This window comes from Sulfitobacter donghicola DSW-25 = KCTC 12864 = JCM 14565 (assembly GCF_000622405.1).
Lineage (GTDB): Bacteria > Pseudomonadota > Alphaproteobacteria > Rhodobacterales > Rhodobacteraceae > Sulfitobacter > Sulfitobacter donghicola.
On the sequence record NZ_JASF01000005.1, the window covers coordinates 2,550,151 to 2,567,854 of the forward strand.

Genomic DNA, 17,704 nt, shown 5'->3' on the forward strand with positions numbered 1-17,704 from the left:
CGCGCGTTTACGACATGGGTATATGCACCGTGCAGATGGATCAGGACTTTAGCAGGCAAGGAGAGGCGTTGTGAGGTTACAGTGCCCGATTTGTGGTCTGCGTGACCAACGAGAGTTCTATTACAAAGGGGCTGTTTTAGAACGCCCAAATCCTGATGCAGGACCAGAGGCATGGGACGATTATCTGCACCTGCGTGATAACCCCGCAGGGCCAACGCAAGAGTATTGGCATCACGAGGGCGGATGCGGCGCATGGCTGGTTGTGACGCGCGATACAGTGACCCACACGGTTCTTGATACAGCTTTGGCCGCAGACGTTAAGCTGGGGGAAAACACATGAGGGTCTCCGACAGCACAACAGGTCAGCCCGTGCGTTTCTGTTTTGACGGTGCTGAATACACAGGGCGCGCTGGTGATACCGTCGCTTCGGCGCTGCTGGCCAATGGTGTGCGCCTGATGGGGCGCTCGTTCAAATACCACCGCCCGCGCGGCGTGCTGAGTGCGGGCTCTGAAGAGCCAAACGCCTTGATCACGGTCGGCAAGGGGGCTGGATCAGAACCAAACATCCGCGCCACCGTTCAAGAGATATTTGACGGGCTCGAGGTTTTCTCGCAATCGGCGTGGCCCTCGCTCAAGTTCGATGCAATGGCCGTGAACGATCTGGCGGCGCCGTTTTTGGGCGCAGGGTTTTATTACAAGACCTTCATGTGGCCCAAGGCGTTTTGGGAAAAACTGTATGAGCCGGTCATCCGCCGCGCTGCGGGGTTGGGGCGGTTAAGCGGAGAGCATAACCCAGACACTTATGACCGCGCTTTTGCCTTTTGCGATGTGCTGGTTGTGGGCGCTGGGCCTGCGGGCTTGATGGCTGCTACGACTGCCGCCAAGGCGGGGCTGGATGTGATCCTATGCGACGAAGATTTCACCATGGGCGGGCGGTTGCTGTCCGAGGTCGAAGATGTCGACGGTATGCCAGCGGCTGACTGGGCCGCACAGCAGGTTGCGCATTTGCAAGCCTTGCCAAATGTGCGGCTGATGACGCGCACTACGGTTACAGGCGCCTATGATGGCGGCATCTTTGGCGCGTTAGAGCGGGTCACCCATCACCTTCCGCGCAGCACCGCGCCGCTGGAATGTTTCTGGCGGATCGCAGCGCAGCGCACCGTCCTATGTGCAGGCGCGTTAGAACGCCCCATCGCATTTGAGAACAACGACCGCCCTGGCATTATGACGGCGGGCGCGGTGCGCAGCTATTTAAACCGCTGGGGCGTGAGCGCAGGCAGCACGGTCGCTGTGTTTGGCAATAACAATAGCGCCCATCGCACAGCCCGCGATCTGCACGCGGCAGGCGTGACGGTAAGTGCCTTGATCGACTCCCGCCCAGATGCCGAAGTTGGCGATGTGCCATATCCCGTGCACTTGGGGGCCGAGGTTTGCGGCTCGTCCGGCAGGTTGGCGCTGCGCAGTATCAAGATGCGCAAAGGTGGCGATGTGCAAGAGATCGAGGCGGATTGCCTTGCGGTGTCTGGTGGCTGGAACCCAACGGTTCATCTGACCTGCCACATGAACGGCCGCCCACAGTGGCGCGAGGATATTGCAGCCTTTGTTCCCACTGAGGGCACGATCCCGACGTTGGAGGCCGCAGGCGCGTGCAACGGCACCTTCTCAACAGCGGCGTGTCTGGCCGAAGGGGCCGCAGCGGCGAACCGCGCGGCTGAGGCGCTGGGCCAGAAGGCCGCGGATTGCGTACTGCCCAAAGCAGAGGATGCAGCCTATCGAATATCTCCGCTGTGGGCGGTTGCAGGAAAGGGGCGCGCGTGGCTGGATTTCCAGAACGACGTGAGCGTCAAGGACGTCAAGCAAGCGGCGGTCGAAAATTTCCGCTCGGTTGAGCATATGAAGCGCTATACCACGCAGGGGATGGCGACGGATCAAGGCAAAAACTCAAACGTTGGGGCCTTGGCCGTGCTGGCTGATGCAACGGGGCGGGGTATTCCGGAAACGGGCGTGACTACGTTTAGGCCTCCGTACTCGCCTGTGGCGATTGCCGCGATGGGGGGCGTTGCGCAGGGCAAAGGGTTTGCGCCTGAACGGTTTACAACCTCTCACAGCCAAAGCCTTGAAATGGCCGCGCCAATGATCGAGGCAGGCCTATGGTATCGCCCCAGCTATTTCCCGCGCGAGGGGGAAACCAACTGGCGTCAATCTTGTGATCGCGAAGTGGGCTATGTTCGAAACGATGTAGGCGTGTGTGATGTCAGCACGCTGGGCAAAATTGATATTCAAGGCCCTGACGCGGCCAAGCTGCTGGATTTTGTCTATTCCAACATGTTCTCGACCCTGAAAGAGGGGCGTGTGCGCTATGGGCTGATGCTGCGCGAAGATGGCTATGTCATGGATGATGGCACCTGTGCGCGGATGGGGGCGAACCACTATGTGATGACCACCACCACCGCCGCCGCAGGCGAGGTGATGCGCCATCTGGAGTTTGTCACGCAGGCGTTGCACCCTGAATGGTCTGTCGCCTTCACTTCGGTCACCGAACAATGGGCGCAGTTTGCGGTTGCGGGGCCAAAATCGCGTGACTTGCTGAACGACATTCTAGATGCGCCGATCGACAATGACAGCTGGCCGTTTATGTCCTGTGGAGAGATTGGCGTGATGGGCATTGCAGGGCGCTTGTTCCGCATCTCCTTCTCGGGCGAGCATGCCTATGAGGTTGCTGTTCCCGCGCGCTATGGTGCCGCGCTATTTGCGGCGCTGGTGAAACGGGCCGAGCAGATGGGCGGCGGCGCCTATGGGATGGAGGCCCTGAACGTGCTGCGGATCGAAAAGGGCCATATCACCCACGCCGAAATTCATGGCCGTGTGACCGCCTATGACATTGGCATGGGGCGGATGGTCTCGGCCAAAAAGGATAGTATGGGCAAAGTCATGTCAGAACGCGAAGGGTTGGTTGAAGCCAATCGCGAACGTATGGTCGGCCTGCGCCCTGTCGGGGTAGTAAAACAACTGACCGCGGGCGCGCACATCTTTGATGTAGGGGCTGCGCATGTGCATGAAAACGATCAGGGCTATGTCACGTCGGTTTGTTTTTCGCCCACATTGGGCTGCATGATTGGCCTTGGCTTTGTCAAAGGTGGCCCTGATCGAATGGGCGAACGTATGGTTGTTCGCGATCACGTGCGTGACCTGACGGTTGAGGTGGAAATATGCGATCCCGTCTTTGTTGATCCAGAAGGAGGGCGTGTCCGTGGATGAGTTAAAGCCAACCACCCCATGTGCGGGCCTGTTGCCGCTGACCATCGGCGCCTTGACGGTCACGGAAGTCGATCTTGGGGCGATCACATCTATTGCGCCGTTTGGGGATGCCGCTGACAAGCGCTTTGTTAAGGCGTTGGGCATGGGGTTCCCTGCGCCAAACCAGACGATAACAGCAGGCAAAGCGCGCTGTATTTGGGCGGGGCAGGGCGAAGCATTGCTGACAGGTGCCGCGCCTAATCCTGCGCTTGCGGATTTTGCAGCGGTTGTGGATCAATCTGATGCTTGGGCCACTGTGACCCTCAGCGGGGAAGGCGGCGCCGAAGCGTTGGCGCGGTTGGTGCCTGTGGACATGCGGCTCAGCGCCTTTGGGGTTGATGCGACGGTGCGCACCCAGCTTGGTCATATGAGCGCAAGCATCACGCGCGTGGCTGAAGATACCTATTTGATCGCGGTTTTCCGCTCAATGGCGGCAACCTTGGTTCACGATTTGCGTCTGGCGCTGGAAGCTGTCGCCGCGCGCGGGTAAGATCGGCGCGAAACGTTTTGTGGAGTGTGTTATGATCCGTGTTTTGAGTATTGCCCTTTTCGGCCTGTTGTCTGTTCCTGCCGTTGCAGAAACGGCCAAAGAAAAGGACTGTGGGTACCAAGGTGATGTTGTTGCCTCGGTGCAGGCGGCGCGGATTGAACGTGTTGGCGAAAAAAAGCTGGCGGCCCATATCGCCGAGACCTCTCCTGAATGGCCTGAAAAATATAACGCTATCGTGCCTTTGGTTGCCCCTTGGGTGTACGGCATGAAAATGGCCGAAGTGAAATCCGCCGACCTTGCCGCGGCATGGAAAGAGCTGTGCCTGACGCAATAATTGCGCGGGTAATTGGGCGGCTTACTGGACTCTGCCCAAGCGCTGCCCATATTGAATAGATATGAGTCTGCCACCCGGTTTCCTTGATGAACTACGTACACGCTCCAGCCTGTCACAGGTTGTCGGGCGCAAAGTCATGTGGGATGCGCGCAAGTCTAATCAGGGTAAAGGCGACATGTGGGCGCCGTGCCCCTTCCATCAGGAAAAATCTGCCAGCTTTCATGTCGATGATAGCAAAGGGTTTTATTACTGCTTTGGCTGCCACGCCAAAGGGGATGCGATTTCATTTGTGCGCGAAACCGAGAATGTCAGCTTTATGGAAGCGGTTGAGATTCTGGCCCGTGAGGCTGGTATGCCGATGCCCGAACGCGATCCGCGTGCTCAGCAAAAGGCGGATAAACGGACCGAACTGGCCGATGTGATGGAGCTGGCGGTCAAATGGTTCCGCCTGCAATTGCGAACTGGTGCAGCATCCGCTGCGCGGGATTATCTGGACCGCCGCGGATTGCCGCAAAAGGTTTGCGACCGTTGGGAAATCGGCTTTGCGCCTGATAGCTGGCAGGGGCTGTGGGATGCGTTGAAGGGCAAAAACATCCCTGATGAGCTGATCCTTGGCGCTGGGCTGGCCAAGCCATCAACCAAAGGCGGCAAGCCCTATGATACCTTCCGTGGCCGGATCATGTATCCGATCCGCGATGCGCGGGGGCGTGCGATTGCCTTTGGGGGTCGCGCGATGGACCCCGACGACAAGGCGAAATACCTGAACTCGCCCGAGACCGAGCTGTTTGATAAGGGGCGCAGCCTTTACAACGTCAAAGACGCACGTGTCGCGGCGGGCAAGGGGAAACCTTTACTCGTTGCGGAGGGCTATATGGACGTCATCGCGCTGAGCGAAGCAGGGTTTGAGGCGGCGGTTGCGCCGCTGGGCACTGCGATCACCGAAAACCAATTGGCGATGTTGTGGCGCATCAGCGATGAGCCGATCATCACCCTTGATGGAGATGCGGCGGGCCAGCGGGCGGCGCTGCGTTTGATTGATCTGTCCTTGCCACTGCTTGAGGCAGGGCGCAGCCTGCGCTTTGCCATGATGCCCGAGGGGCAAGACCCTGATGATCTGCTGAAATCCTCTGGCGCAGGGGCCGTGCAAAGCCTGCTCGACGCTGCGGTGCCTATGGTAAACCTGCTGTGGCAGCGTGAAACCGAAGGCAAGGTTTTTGACAGCCCCGAACGCAAGGCGGCCTTGGACAAGGCGCTGCGCGAAAAGATCATGTTGATCAAAGATCCAAGTATTCGCAGCCATTACGGACAAGCAATCAAGGACCTGCGGTGGGAGTTGTTCCGTTCGCGCCCTGCCGCGGGCAAGGGAGCGGCGCAGTTTCAGAGGCGTGGCAACGCCAAGCCGTGGGGCAATAAGGCTCCGCAAGGGCCATCAGCTGGCGCGAAATCATCCGTTTTGGCACAGGCAGGGAGCGATAGCGCAACGGATCACCTGCGCGAAGCGGTCATCCTTGCGGCCTGTATCAGTTGCCCCGAGGTGGTCGAGCATTTTGACAGCGGATTGGAAAGCATGGCCTGTGTGGATAACGCCCATGCGCGCCTGCGGGACCTGATTTTACGCCATGCCCATGAAGGGGCAGAGGTGTTGCGCAGCAATATTGACGATATGATGGGGTATGACACCCTTGAAAATCTGATGTCTCAACGCCACGTAGCAATCACGCCGTGTATCCGCAAACCTGGCGATGTTGAAATCACAACAATGACGATCACTGAAGAACTGGCAAAGCTGACAGCCGTGCGTGGATTGCTGGATGAAGTCAGCGATGCGGCGGATGATTTGACGGGCGAGGCGGATGAGGGGGTTACATGGCGTTTGGCCGAAGCGGCCCGTGCTGCCGACCTTGCTCAGCGATCAGGGCAGGAAGACAGGGCCGAGTATGTGATTGCTGATAATGGGGCGCGTTTGGATCGCGAAGAAGTCAGCAAAAGCAGGGACTTCTTTGAGAAAATCGACTTCTCCAAAGGGGGGAAGAAAAGCCACTGACTGTTGGCGCTGGGGGTAGGGATTATGGGGCTGTGGCCCTGTAGTTACCAAATTGTCCGCATTTAGCGGAAAAATAAGGAAGCTGGGTTTAAGAATCATCTCAAACCCCGCATGATTCGCAAAACCGAATCACTTCTGGGTGATTCGCTTAGGGACGTAGAGGAATTCTTGATGGCTGCCAAAGATACGAACGAAGACGCCAAGCGCGACGATCAGGATTCCGGTCACTCGCTGGATATGTCCCAAGCTGCCGTGAAAAAGATGATCGGCGAAGCGCGCGAAAAGGGTTATATCACCTACGATCAGCTGAACACGGTTCTGCCGCCTGATCAGGTCTCTTCCGAGCAAATCGAAGACGTGATGTCGATGTTGTCTGAAATGGGCATCAACATCATCGAGGACGAAGAAGCCGAAGAAGAAGAAAAAGGCAGCACAGATATTGCTGTCGCGGATGGCCCGAAAGAGATCACTCTGGGCTCTGGCACATCCGAGAAACTGGACCGCACGGATGATCCCGTTCGCATGTACCTGCGCGAAATGGGCAGCGTTGAGCTGCTGTCGCGTGAGGGCGAGATCGCGATTGCCAAACGGATCGAGGCGGGCCGCAACACGATGATTGCGGGCCTTTGTGAAAGCCCACTGACCTTTCAGGCGATCACGATCTGGCGCGACGAATTGTTGTCCGAAGACATTTTGCTGCGCGATGTGATCGACCTAGAGGCGACATTCGGCAACACAATGGGCGAAGAAGAAGAGACAACGCCCGTTGTGCCCGCAGGTGGCGTACCTGCAGCGGGAGCTGCAAAGGCAGAGGGCCAGCAAGAGCTGGACGCTGACGGTAACCCCATCTCGAATGACGATGACGATGATGACGAAGACGAACAGGCCAACATGTCGCTTGCGGCCATGGAAGCTGCGCTAAAGCCGCAGGTTCTAGAGGCGCTTGACCTGATTGCTGATGACTACGTCAAGCTGAGCGAAATGCAGGACAGCCGTATTTCCGCAACGCTGAACGAAGATGGCTCCTTTACCAAAAAAGACGAAGATACCTATCAAAAGCTACGCGCGGAAATCGTTGCGCTGGTGAATGATTTGCACCTGCATAACAACCGTATCGAAGCGTTGATTGACCAGCTGTACGGCATCAACCGCCGCATCATGCAGATCGACAGCGCCATGGTAAAGCTTGCTGACCAAGCGCGTATCAACCGCAAAGAGTTCGTTGATGCCTACCGTGGCTATGAGCTGGACCCGAACTGGATGGAGCGGATGGCAGAGAAAGCTGGCCGCGGCTGGCAGATGTTCATCGAGCGCTCGTCCGACAAGGTGGATGAGCTGCGCTCGGATATGGCGCAGGTTGGTCAATATGTGGGTCTGGATATCTCGGAATTCCGCCGTATCGTTCAACAGGTTCAAAAGGGCGAAAAAGAGGCCCGTCAGGCCAAGAAGGAAATGGTCGAAGCGAACCTGCGTTTGGTTATCTCGATTGCCAAGAAATACACAAACCGTGGCTTGCAGTTCCTTGACCTTATTCAGGAAGGTAACATCGGCCTGATGAAGGCGGTTGATAAATTCGAATACCGCCGCGGCTATAAATTCTCGACCTATGCAACATGGTGGATCCGTCAGGCGATCACCCGTTCCATCGCGGATCAGGCGCGCACCATCCGTATTCCTGTGCACATGATCGAAACGATCAACAAATTGGTCCGCACAGGCCGCCAGATGCTGCATGAGATCGGCCGCGAACCAACGCCAGAAGAACTGGCCGAAAAGCTGCAAATGCCACTGGAAAAAGTGCGCAAGGTGATGAAGATCGCCAAAGAGCCAATCAGCCTTGAAACCCCAATTGGCGACGAGGAAGACAGCCAGTTGGGCGATTTCATCGAGGATAAGAATGCCGTGCTGCCACTGGACAGCGCCATTCAGGAAAACCTCAAAGAAACCACAACCCGCGTCTTGGCCAGCCTCACACCACGCGAAGAGCGTGTTTTGCGCATGCGTTTCGGTATCGGCATGAACACCGACCACACCCTAGAGGAAGTGGGCCAACAGTTCAGCGTTACGCGTGAACGTATTCGCCAGATTGAGGCCAAAGCACTGCGCAAGCTCAAGCACCCGTCGCGGTCGCGCAAGCTTCGCAGCTTCTTGGATCAATAAGAGCGAAACAAACCGTCTTTGGGCCCATCCTGCAGAAATGCGGGGTGGGCCTTTTTCGTTTGATGTAACTCAAGGGCGGGTTGATTGTGCGCGCTATCCTAAATCCCAATGTCTGGCAGCGGTATTTAGCCGTTCACAGCGCTTTGATTTTCCAGTGAGTGCGAAAAGGCATATCCACAAGAAGTAGCTGCAGCAGGAGAAATATCATGCGCTCAATCCTATTTGCCACCTTTGTTGCAGCGACCCTGCCATTGGCGGCAAGCGCCCAGAACTTTAAGTCGGTGAATAAGCTGACGGTCATTCCGCTTGGGCAGTCTGCTTTTGAGGTGATTCAATCACGCGGGGAAGGGCCAAGAGGGCTCTGGTGTGCTGGTGCAGAGTTTGCAAAGAAACGTTTGGGCGCGAGAGGGCGCATTTACATTCTCAAGGCCAATGCCCCCTCGCAAAGGGTCTCAGGGCGAAAGTCTGTGATCTTTACAACGGATGCTGGGCGCCTGCCCAATGGGCCACGCCAATCGCATTCGCTAACGACATCGCAAACCGGAATCGGCTTGCCCGTTAACCATGCCATACAATTCTGTCGCAAAGACGAATTTGAACTTTCCGAACGCAAATTACGGAGGAACTGAAGATGATGAACAAGATTTCCATAGGGGTTTTCGCGGCGATGTTGATGGCTGGACCAGCTGCGGCCCAATCGTTCAAAGCGACAAACGGGGTCATTGTCAGGCCTGCGGGCAACGGATTTTCAGTAACGGGTGATGGTGGATTTGGGGCGCGCGGTATCTGGTGCGCCGCCGCTGATTACGCGCTTAGGAACGAACGCGCGCGTAACGCGCAGCGTCTCTATATCTCAAAACCGCGCAAGCCGGGGTTGGGCCAGCGTGATCCGATCACATTTACGCTAAACCCCCAAGGTCTTACGCCCGTAAGCGCCAGCATCCTTGGCGCGTCTCTAAGGCAAAAGGGCGCGAACCTTAGTGTGGGGCATGCGATTGGCTTTTGTGCCGATCATAAATTGACCCGCGGGGGCCGAGGCTAGTACGCGCTTTCGCCCTGAAACTTGCCTAGGGCGGCGTCTTTTCACAGATGTTTTCGTTTGAAAGCAAGGGGGCAGAAGGGGTTCTGGGCCGCCCAGTACCGCATCATCTAGCGGTGCAATTCTGCACTACCCAAAACCTAGGGGTTAGGGTATACCTGTGGATAAGTGGGGCGGTGATCCCACAATAGAGGCGGATCAAGAATAAGGGGACTGGCCAATGCGCTGCCCGTTTTGCGGAAATATCGACACCCAAGTAAAAGACAGCCGGCCAGCGGAGGATCACGTATCTATCCGCCGTCGCCGTTTTTGCCCTGCCTGTGGCGGGCGCTTTACCACCTATGAACGCGTGCAATTGCGGGACCTTGTGGTGATCAAATCAAATGGCAAACGCGAAGATTTTGATCGCGACAAGCTGGAACGCTCCATTCGCATCTCATTGCAAAAACGCCCGATTGAACCCGAGCGCATTGATCAGATGATCAGCGGTCTGGTGCGGCGTTTGGAAAGCATGGGCGAGACCGATATTAGCTCCAAGCATATCGGCGAAATCGCAATGGAAGCTTTGGCGCGGATTGATACGGTCGCCTATGTGCGGTTTGCAAGCGTGTACAAAAACTTCCAAGCGGCGGATGATTTCGACAAATTCGTCCAAGAGCTGCGCCCAGACACGCCTTCAGATATCTAAGCGTGACATGAGTGATACCCGCTACATGGCCCTTGCGCTGTCTTTAGGGCGGCGCGGGTTGGGCAACACATGGCCCAACCCTGCAGTGGGCTGTGTGATTGTAAAAGAGGGGCGGATTGTCGGGCGCGGCTGGACCGCGCCGTCAGGGCGCCCGCATGCTGAACCTCAGGCCTTGGCCCAAGCGGGAGAGGCAGCGCGGGGGGCTGATGTTTATGTAACGTTAGAGCCCTGTTCCCATTGGGGGAAGACGCCCCCCTGTGCGCAGGCGTTGATTGATGCTGGTGTGGCGCGGGTTGTTGTTGCCACGGGCGATAGCGACGAACGCGTCAGCGGCCGAGGGCTTGAGATGCTGCGTGCGGCGGGTATTCAGGTCGATACCGGTGTTTGCGAGGCAGAAGCACGCGAAGACCTAAAAGGGTTCCTCAGCAAGGTCGAGATGGGCCGCCCGATGATCACCCTCAAGATGGCAAATTCATTTGATGGGCGCATCGCAACGGCGACAGGCGAAAGCCAGTGGATCACTCAATCCCCCGCGCGCCGACTTGTCCATGCCATGCGCGCCAACCATGACGCGGTGATGGTGGGCGGAGGAACCGCGCGCGCGGATGATCCCTCGCTTACAGTGCGCGATATGGGCGTGCGCCAACAACCTGCCCGAATTGTCCTGTCGCGCCAACTTGATCTACCGCTCAGCGGTAAGCTTGCCCAAACTGCTGGTGAGGTGCCTCTGATCCTGTGCCACGGGCAGAATGCGCCCGATGCGCTGGTGCAAGCTTGGGAAGGGATCGGCGCGCAGCTGGTCGCCTGTGGCACCCGTGCGGGGCATCTGGATATGGTCGATGTGTTGCAACAGCTTGGGGCACTTGGCCTGACGCGGGTTTTCTCGGAGGGTGGTTCTGCGGTTGCGGCCAGCCTGCTACAGGCCGATCTGGTGGATCACCTTATCGGGTTTTCCGCAGGCGTTGTGATCGGCGCCGAGGGCTTGCCCGGTATCGGGGCGTTAGGCGTATCGCAACTGGCCCGCGCCCCCCGATTTGAGCTGATGGACACGCAAGCCGTTGGTCCTGATGTCATGCACCGCTGGCGGCGGGTCAGAACCTAGGCCGCGCTATCTGCGCCACAGATGGGCCTTGCTGGCCAATAACCCTTGAAGCTTTGACAGCAGGCGGTTTGCCGTTCCGGGGGCGGGGATATCGCCCTGTGACAGGCGCTCCAGCGCGACTTCGACGGGGCAGGGCAGCCCCGTCTTTGGATCAAGGTAGCGAGGGTAATCAATCAACGCGGCGTGAACCAATCCTTCGAGGGTTGGCGTGGCGCGGCGGCGGGGTGGTACGTCTGAGCGATCTGTAGTTAATCCCCAGCCCGCATAGAATGGCGCACCATAGGTGGTGACGGGTAAACCCCGTATCAACGCCTCGAACCCCATCAAAGAGGTCATTGTGTGCACTTCGTTTACTTGCGCCAAAAGGGCGGCAGGATCGGTTTTGGTAACGATGTGATCTGCGATATCCGGATTTGTTAAGGCCCCGTCACGCAAACCAGCCTCTACATCGGGATGAGGTTTGAACAGGATCATCGCGTCAGGATTGGCGGCGCGCACGGCATCTAGCAAAGCTTGGTTGCTGCTAATATCGCTGGTGCCCGTGCGGATTGAGGCGTCATCGCCGACCTGCCCGCATACCAAAATACGGTGGCCTTCAGGCAGGGAGGCGGGCGCGGTACCCGTGTTGTATTTGCTGAGCCCTGCATCTGTCAGCGCGCGGATCAGGCGGCCTGCACGCAGCTCTTGATCCAGCCGCAGGGTTGCCCGTGCCTCGATCCATTTCTCCAAACGAGAGGGGCGGGAGGGGTCATAATATATGCCCAGATCATCAGCCGCGAGAGAAAGCGGTGGCACCAGTTCCGCGCCCAAACCGCGTGACCGCAGAAAGCCATCCTCAACCCGCGTGAGGTTCGGGGTGTCGATATCGGTTTTGCCTGCCCAGATCATTTGTGGACGGTCGGAAATATCCAAAGGCGCGTCGTTGAACATCACGGGTTCGAAACTGCCGTAGAATTTCTGCAAATGCGGGCGTTTCCAAAGGCTCATCCCTGCGGCGGCCCAGCCATGGCGGTCTTCGCGCCAGCTGCGGGCTTGTGCCTCTAGCGTGTCGATCACGGTTTCCAATGTGCAAAGTGTGTCGCGGTATGGGTCGTACCATTTGGGGTACAGGATCATCGCGGCCGCGAATAACTGCGCGCGGGTTAGGCTGCGCTGGCGGCGTTGGACCTCAAACGCGTCCGAGGTCAGCCCCCATCCCGCGTAAAACGGCTGGCCAAAGACACGTGGCTTGTGCCCCGCAAATATCGCCTCGAACCCAAGGCCCGAGGAAACCGTGTAAACGCCAATGGCCCCTTCAAACAACATGTAGGGGCTGATCGGATCGGTCAGAAACTCTATGCGCTCGTTTAGATCTTCGTCCCGAAAATAGCCTTTGCGATGGCCTGCTTCTGTTTCTGGGTGTGTCTTGATCAGGATACGGGCGCCTGGGTGCTCTTCTTGGGCATAGTATAGCATCTCAAGGAACCGCGAACGATCCGCGCCCGAAGCGGTGACCGACGCATCCCCTTCGGTTTGGTCAATCACCACCACATATCCCGCAGCGGGAGGGGGCGTATCGAGCGGGATTGCCGCATATTTGCTAAGGTGGGCCTCTTTCAAACGCTCGATGCAGATGCGGGCCCTGTTCAGCAGGGCGGTGTCATCCAACGGGTGCGTGGCAAGCAGCGTCTCAAGGTCGGAAGGCTGTGAGGGATCAAAGTGAACCCCTTTGTGATCCACAACCAGCCCTAGGGGCGGTTCGCCTGATCGACCGGGAAAGAGTGAGCGCAGCAAGGCATCTTCAACCCGCACCACAGGCGCATCACGCTTTTGCGCGACACCTTCACCGCGGTGCGCTGTGGGCGAATTGCCCCAAACGGCCACGGCATCACCGTCCTCGGACGGGAGGCCAATGTGGATCGAATACCCCGCCAGTTGCAAAATGCGGCGGATGCGACCCTGAGTGAGAAAACCACCGTTATAGACAAAAAGCCGCCGGTCCTTTTCAGGGCCGGCGGCGGGAGTGTTATAGATTTCGGGACCAAAGCCCATGATTAGCCGTCGGTAAGCGAGGTTAGGCTAGAGGCGGAAGAAGCCGTGCCTGTAATGGCGCTGATTACTTTGCTCCACTGGGTGAACGGTGCTTCGGTCACGTAAAGGGTATCGCCGTCACGGATGACAAAATCACGCGCCATAAACATGCCGTTTGGCTCGGTCAGGTTCAGCACATAGACCAGACGCTGAGCGCCCTCTAGGTCGTTACGCCCCAAGACTTGCTCGGCTACATCTTCTGGTTCGTTGCGCATCACAAAGACGCCTGTCGGGTCAGCAGAAGAGGACAGAAGGCCGCCCACTTGGGCGATGGCCTCAATAGCGGAAAGGTTTTGGGTCTCAAACGGAACCCGTGCCTGTGATCCCGTTGCACCAAGAGCCGTGAAGGCGCGTGTGTCTTGTTCAACCAGAATTTTGTCACCACCCCGTAGGGCAATGTCTAGCTCTGGGTGCTTATAAAGGTCCTCGAACCAGATTTTGCCACGGGCTTTGCCACGGATCACGGTGATCTGCGCAATCTCTGGGGAAATGGTAATGCCGCCAGAACGTGCAAGCATGGTCGCAAGCGAACGGGTCGGGCGTTCGATCGGGTAAACACCTTGGCCGCCAACAGCACCAACAAGCGAAACGGTTGAGCCATCACCAGCCGCGCGGCGGACTTCGACCTGCGGATCCGGCGTTTGATCGGCCAGTTTGTTGGTAATGATACGGCGGATCGCCTCGGGAGAGTTTCCAGCGGCCTTAATCCGGCCAGCGTATGGAATGAAGATAAAGCCAGCGCCATCAACCTGAACTTCTTCTAAGGTGGCAGGGGCACCTTCGGTACCCAGCAGGCTGTCATCAACGTTTTCGTAAATCGTAATGCCCAGAACATCGCCTGCGCGAATGGTATCTGACCCCAACGTGCCAGCATTTTTGAACGCCGATGAAAAGCCAAGAGCAGGCACAACAGCGGTTGCGCGTGTGACACGATCATTCACTGCTACAATAAAGGCGTCGCCTTCGCGTTGAACAGAGCCGGAATAAATCTGGCGTTTGTTCGGGCCAACCTGCGGCAATCCGCAAGAACTCAACACGGCACAAGCCGCAACGACTGCGATGGGGTGCGCCCACCGGATGCTAAGGGTTTTCACTGCCCGGTCTCCTCGACCTATTTTCTGCCTCAAATCGCCGATTATTTCGACGTATTGTTTCCAGTCGTAGCCCAGTTGCCCGCCAAAATCTACTCGGGCGATGGATTTAAATTTCGAGAGGGCGGAAATGTGTGGCTTTGCTGCCGCGAAATGGCTTTGGCTTTGTGAGCAACCACAAGGGGTTGTGGCGCTTAGTTCACAAGGCGCAATTGCTGGCGCGGCGGAGCTGTGCCTGAATCCAGTGCTTGGTAGGGATCATCAGGCCCAAGCATCATATCGACGACTTGGCGCATCAACTGGCGGCGGCCACGGGCCGAATAAAACCCACCGGGAAGCTGGCTGGTCTCTAGCAGGTAGCGGCGGAAATCTTTGTAGGCGCGGTTGTCGGGGCGCGAAGCGTTTTGAAAAAACTCGGGTAGGGGTTGATTCGAAACGAACTCCGGTTTGGCGTAAACAGCTGCGCCAAAAACCTTTAGCGGGATGCCACGCCACAACACCTGCTGCCCAGCGGTTGAGTTCACGGTCACGGCTGTTCGGGCATCGTTTAGCAGCTGGGCTAGCTTGCCACCGCGCACAAAGTGCACGCGTTTGTCCACGCCGCGCTCTTTGGCGAGACGTTTGATTTCCTTGCGGACGGGGACGCGACCATCTTCCAGCGGGTGCGCCTTGACCACCAGATGGTGGTGCTGGGGCGCGCCATTTGCAAAGCCGTCGATCACCAGCTCAAGAAAGTCGCTCATCGTGTCAAAGGGCGAATGTTTCTGGAACGAGCTGTCGTGCTCCAACTGCAATAGCGCAAGATGGTAGGGAAAGCCGCCAAAGCGGATTCGCAAAGTCGCCAAGCGCCGCTCTAACCCTTGGACAGGCATGAGTAACAGGCGTTTAAGGTAAAGCTGGAATTCTTTGGTCACTGGCAGGTCGCGATGGGGGCGAAAGTTGCGATAGTCGCCGTTTCGGAACATCACAAACCAATGATAAAGCGCGCCGTAAAACACGTGCTGGCGCATGTCGCCCCAATGGCCAGGGGGCAGGGGCGCCTCCATGTCGGATTTCTCCAACGCCTTTTGCATTTGGGGGATGGTCATATCCATCAGGCGCGAATTGCCATTGGTGCCGCCGCGCTCATAAGTGACCCAATAGGGGCGCATATAGCCCTCTTCAAAGACATGAACCGTCAGGCCGCGCGCACGGGCCTCAACCACCGCTTGGGCGTGCACGGGGCGGGTATCACCATAAAGAACGATATCGGTGACAGATTTTTCATCCAGCAAGGATTTAAACGTCTCAAGCCATTCGTCGGCCGCGCCGCGATAGGGGATATAAGTGCTGGAGTTGAACCAAAACGCGCGATCACCTGCGTTAAACCCGACCCGCCATACATCAGCCCCTGCCGCGTGCAGCATTTTGCCCAAGCGGTTGAAAAAGGGGCCATGCGGGCCTTGTAGGAACAAAAATACCCGATTGTCGGGGGTGTGCGGTGCCATGATCGGCTTTCTTTGGTTGCTCTTCGCTTTATTTAGTCTCAAAACTCTGACCAAATTATGACCAGTGTCCTGTTAGATACTGATTAACCGAAGGGAATACGATGTTCACGGGGATTATTACCGATATCGGGACCATAACCGAGCTGAAACAAGAGGGCGACCTGCGGGTGCGTATCGCTTGCAAATATGACACGGCGGGCATCGATATGGGCGCGTCGATCGCCAGTGACGGCGTTTGCCTGACCGTGGTTGATTTGGGCGCTGACTGGTATGAAGTGCAGGTGAGCCGTGAAACCGTTGACCTGACCAATCTGGGCGATTGGAAGCTGGGGCGGCGTGTGAACCTTGAACGCGCCTTGAAGGTGGGTGACGAGCTGGGCGGTCATATTGTGTCTGGGCATGTTGATGGCGTTGCCGAAGTCATCCAAATGCGCGAGGAGGGCGACAGCACGCGGGTGACGTTGCGCGCCCCCAAAGCCTTGGCAAAGTTCATTGCGCCTAAAGGCTCTGTTGCTTTGAACGGAACGTCCCTCACTGTAAACGAAGTCGATAACTGCGACTTTGGCATTAACTTTATCCCCCATACCAAGATTGCGACGACTTGGGGGGATGTGAAAGTTGGTGATCGGATCAATCTAGAGATCGACACGCTGGCCCGCTATGTCGCCCGTTTGGCCGAGATGCAGGGCTGATATGCATGTGTGACGCAGCGGTTTCTCTGGTCACGTTGGGATCTGTCAGTTAGGGCAGGGATAGAAATGAAGGAGCCTCGCCCATGAGCTTTGAAACACCTGGTCCGGTAGAAGCCGAACTTGCCAATGCGATTTCGCCGATTGAAGATATCATCGCCGCCTGCCGCGCTGGCGAGATGTATATCCTTGTGGATCATGAGGACCGCGAAAACGAAGGCGATCTGGTGATCGGTGCTGAGTTTGCCGATGCAGAGGCGATCAACTTTATGGCGACTCACGGGCGTGGTTTGATCTGTTTGCCGATGACGCAAGACCGGATTGATACGCTAGAGCTGCCCATGATGGCTGTGAACAACTCTTCGCGCCATGAAACTGCATTTACCGTGAGCATCGAGGCGCGTGATGGCGTGACCACGGGGATCTCGGCTGCTGATCGCGCGCTGACAGTTGCCGTTGCAATTGATGAAAAAAACACCGCCGCTGAAATCGCCACACCGGGCCATGTGTTTCCATTGCGGGCGCGTAATGGTGGGGTGCTGGTGCGCGCAGGGCACACCGAGGCTTCGGTCGACATCAGCCGTTTGGCAGGGCTAAAGCCCGCTGGCGTGATTTGCGAGATCATGAAACCCGATGGCACCATGGCGCGCCTGCCTGATCTGGTGAGCTTTGCTGCCGAGCATAACATGAAGATCGGTACGATTAGCGATCTGATCGCCTATCGCAACAAACACGATAATATGTTGGTGCAACGTGATGATCGTATGGTTCAGTCTGCTTATGGCGGCGAATGGCGGATGCGCGTCTTCGAAGACCAGATTTCGGGCACTGACCACGTTGTTCTGAGCAAAGGGGATATCAGCGATGGCGCGCCGGTTCTTGCGCGGACCCATGCGTTGAACGCGTTGGAGGATGTTTTGGGGCTTGGCTCTAGTGCTCCGAATGAGCTGCCAAATGCGATGCAGATCATTGCTGATGCTGGGCGCGGCGCGGTTCTGCTTTTCCGCGAACCGAATCCGCGCTTGCGACTGGATGCCGAAGACGACGCGCCGCGCACCATCAAACGCACAGGGTTGGGCGCGCAGATTTTGGCGCAACTGGACGTTCACGAATTGATCCTGCTAACCGATAACCCGCAAACGAAATATACAGGGTTGGAGGCCTACAATCTGCAGATTGTCGGCACGCAACCGATCACCAAGGAGTAATCAAC

15 protein-coding genes are annotated in these 17,704 nt (G+C 57.3%); 11 read left to right on the forward strand and 4 right to left on the reverse strand.

What is annotated here, in order from left to right:
• Positions 1–70: 70 nt before the first annotated feature.
• From Z948_RS0113690 to rpoD, 6 genes are all read left to right on the forward strand, one after another.
• Entirely contained in the window at positions 71–340 is a 270-nt protein-coding gene (locus Z948_RS0113690; protein WP_025060122.1) for a sarcosine oxidase subunit delta, read from the forward strand.
• The gene (locus Z948_RS0113695) at positions 337–3,258 is read left to right on the forward strand and encodes a sarcosine oxidase subunit alpha family protein (RefSeq protein ID WP_025060123.1); all 2,922 of its coding nucleotides are present in this window, start codon (positions 337–339) and stop codon (positions 3,256–3,258) included. The genes Z948_RS0113690 and Z948_RS0113695 overlap by 4 nt, the downstream gene beginning before the upstream one ends.
• Entirely contained in the window at positions 3,251–3,787 is a 537-nt protein-coding gene (locus Z948_RS0113700; RefSeq protein ID WP_025060124.1) for a sarcosine oxidase subunit gamma, read from the forward strand. The genes Z948_RS0113695 and Z948_RS0113700 overlap by 8 nt, the downstream gene beginning before the upstream one ends.
• Before the next feature lie 31 nt (positions 3,788–3,818).
• The gene (locus Z948_RS0113705; RefSeq protein WP_025060125.1) at positions 3,819–4,121 is read left to right on the forward strand and encodes a hypothetical protein; all 303 of its coding nucleotides are present in this window, start codon (positions 3,819–3,821) and stop codon (positions 4,119–4,121) included.
• Positions 4,122–4,182: 61 nt separating this feature from the next.
• Positions 4,183–6,165: a DNA primase gene (gene dnaG, locus Z948_RS0113710; protein WP_025060126.1), complete on the forward strand. Its 1,983-nt coding sequence runs from the start codon at positions 4,183–4,185 to the stop codon at positions 6,163–6,165.
• A gap of 171 nt (positions 6,166–6,336) precedes the next feature.
• On the forward strand, positions 6,337–8,325 hold the full coding sequence (gene rpoD / locus Z948_RS0113715; protein ID WP_025060127.1) for an RNA polymerase sigma factor RpoD: 1,989 nt from the start codon (positions 6,337–6,339) through the stop codon (positions 8,323–8,325).
• 133 nt (positions 8,326–8,458) lie between these two features.
• On the opposite strand, the gene Z948_RS18965 is transcribed toward rpoD, so the two are convergent.
• Positions 8,459–8,626, reverse strand: a complete 168-nt coding sequence (locus tag Z948_RS18965) for a hypothetical protein (RefSeq protein ID WP_156023507.1) — start codon at positions 8,624–8,626, stop codon at positions 8,459–8,461.
• Between the two features lie 330 nt (positions 8,627–8,956).
• Here Z948_RS18965 and Z948_RS0113725 point away from each other — a divergent pair, with 330 nt between their 5' ends.
• From Z948_RS0113725 to ribD, 3 genes are all read left to right on the forward strand, one after another.
• Positions 8,957–9,367 (forward strand): hypothetical protein, encoded by a 411-nt coding sequence (locus Z948_RS0113725; RefSeq protein WP_025060129.1) that lies wholly within the window; start codon positions 8,957–8,959, stop codon positions 9,365–9,367.
• Positions 9,368–9,584: 217 nt separating this feature from the next.
• A complete protein-coding gene (gene nrdR, locus Z948_RS0113730; RefSeq protein WP_025060130.1) occupies positions 9,585–10,052 on the forward strand; it encodes a transcriptional regulator NrdR in 468 nt (155 codons plus the stop codon).
• A 7-nt stretch (positions 10,053–10,059) separates the two neighbouring features.
• Positions 10,060–11,154, forward strand: a complete 1,095-nt coding sequence (ribD, locus tag Z948_RS0113735; RefSeq protein ID WP_025060131.1) for a bifunctional diaminohydroxyphosphoribosylaminopyrimidine deaminase/5-amino-6-(5-phosphoribosylamino)uracil reductase RibD — start codon at positions 10,060–10,062, stop codon at positions 11,152–11,154.
• Between the two features lie 6 nt (positions 11,155–11,160).
• On the opposite strand, the gene Z948_RS0113740 is transcribed toward ribD, so the two are convergent.
• The 3 genes from Z948_RS0113740 to Z948_RS0113750 all read right to left on the reverse strand — a co-directional run bounded on the left by Z948_RS0113740 (position 11,161) and on the right by Z948_RS0113750 (position 15,802).
• A complete protein-coding gene (locus Z948_RS0113740; RefSeq protein WP_025060132.1) occupies positions 11,161–13,185 on the reverse strand; it encodes a capsular polysaccharide biosynthesis protein in 2,025 nt (674 codons plus the stop codon).
• 2 nt (positions 13,186–13,187) lie between these two features.
• Entirely contained in the window at positions 13,188–14,318 is a 1,131-nt protein-coding gene (locus Z948_RS0113745) for a polysaccharide biosynthesis/export family protein (RefSeq protein WP_025060133.1), read from the reverse strand.
• Positions 14,319–14,509: 191 nt separating this feature from the next.
• Positions 14,510–15,802 carry a capsule biosynthesis protein gene (locus Z948_RS0113750; RefSeq protein ID WP_025060134.1) on the reverse strand — a complete coding sequence of 431 codons (1,293 nt, stop codon included), beginning with the start codon at positions 15,800–15,802 and terminating at the stop codon, positions 14,510–14,512.
• Between the two features lie 101 nt (positions 15,803–15,903).
• Between Z948_RS0113750 and Z948_RS0113755 the strand changes: the two genes are divergently transcribed.
• Both Z948_RS0113755 and ribB read left to right on the forward strand, forming a co-directional pair.
• On the forward strand, positions 15,904–16,494 hold the full coding sequence (locus tag Z948_RS0113755) for a riboflavin synthase (protein ID WP_025060135.1): 591 nt from the start codon (positions 15,904–15,906) through the stop codon (positions 16,492–16,494).
• Positions 16,495–16,577: 83 nt separating this feature from the next.
• Positions 16,578–17,699, forward strand: a complete 1,122-nt coding sequence (gene ribB, locus Z948_RS0113760; RefSeq protein ID WP_025060136.1) for a 3,4-dihydroxy-2-butanone-4-phosphate synthase — start codon at positions 16,578–16,580, stop codon at positions 17,697–17,699.
• Positions 17,700–17,704 lie beyond the last annotated feature (5 nt).

Excerpts from the sequence above, each read along its gene's own strand:
- ribD (WP_025060131.1), top strand. The coding sequence starts at position 10,060 with ATGAGTGATACCCGCTACATGGCCCTTGCGCTGTCTTTAGGGCGGCGC.
- Z948_RS0113750 (WP_025060134.1), bottom strand. The coding sequence starts at position 15,802 with ATGGCACCGCACACCCCCGACAATCGGGTATTTTTGTTCCTACAAGGC.
- rpoD (WP_025060127.1), top strand. The coding sequence starts at position 6,337 with ATGGCTGCCAAAGATACGAACGAAGACGCCAAGCGCGACGATCAGGAT.
- nrdR (WP_025060130.1), top strand. The coding sequence starts at position 9,585 with ATGCGCTGCCCGTTTTGCGGAAATATCGACACCCAAGTAAAAGACAGC.
- Z948_RS0113725 (WP_025060129.1), top strand. The coding sequence starts at position 8,957 with ATGATGAACAAGATTTCCATAGGGGTTTTCGCGGCGATGTTGATGGCT.
- Z948_RS0113695 (WP_025060123.1), top strand. The coding sequence starts at position 337 with ATGAGGGTCTCCGACAGCACAACAGGTCAGCCCGTGCGTTTCTGTTTT.
- Z948_RS0113755 (WP_025060135.1), top strand. The coding sequence starts at position 15,904 with ATGTTCACGGGGATTATTACCGATATCGGGACCATAACCGAGCTGAAA.
- Z948_RS18965 (WP_156023507.1), bottom strand. The coding sequence starts at position 8,626 with ATGACCGTCAGCTTATTCACCGACTTAAAGTTCTGGGCGCTTGCCGCC.
- Z948_RS0113705 (WP_025060125.1), top strand. The coding sequence starts at position 3,819 with ATGATCCGTGTTTTGAGTATTGCCCTTTTCGGCCTGTTGTCTGTTCCT.
- Z948_RS0113740 (WP_025060132.1), bottom strand. The coding sequence starts at position 13,185 with ATGGGCTTTGGTCCCGAAATCTATAACACTCCCGCCGCCGGCCCTGAA.
- dnaG (WP_025060126.1), top strand. The coding sequence starts at position 4,183 with ATGAGTCTGCCACCCGGTTTCCTTGATGAACTACGTACACGCTCCAGC.
- ribB (WP_025060136.1), top strand. The coding sequence starts at position 16,578 with ATGAGCTTTGAAACACCTGGTCCGGTAGAAGCCGAACTTGCCAATGCG.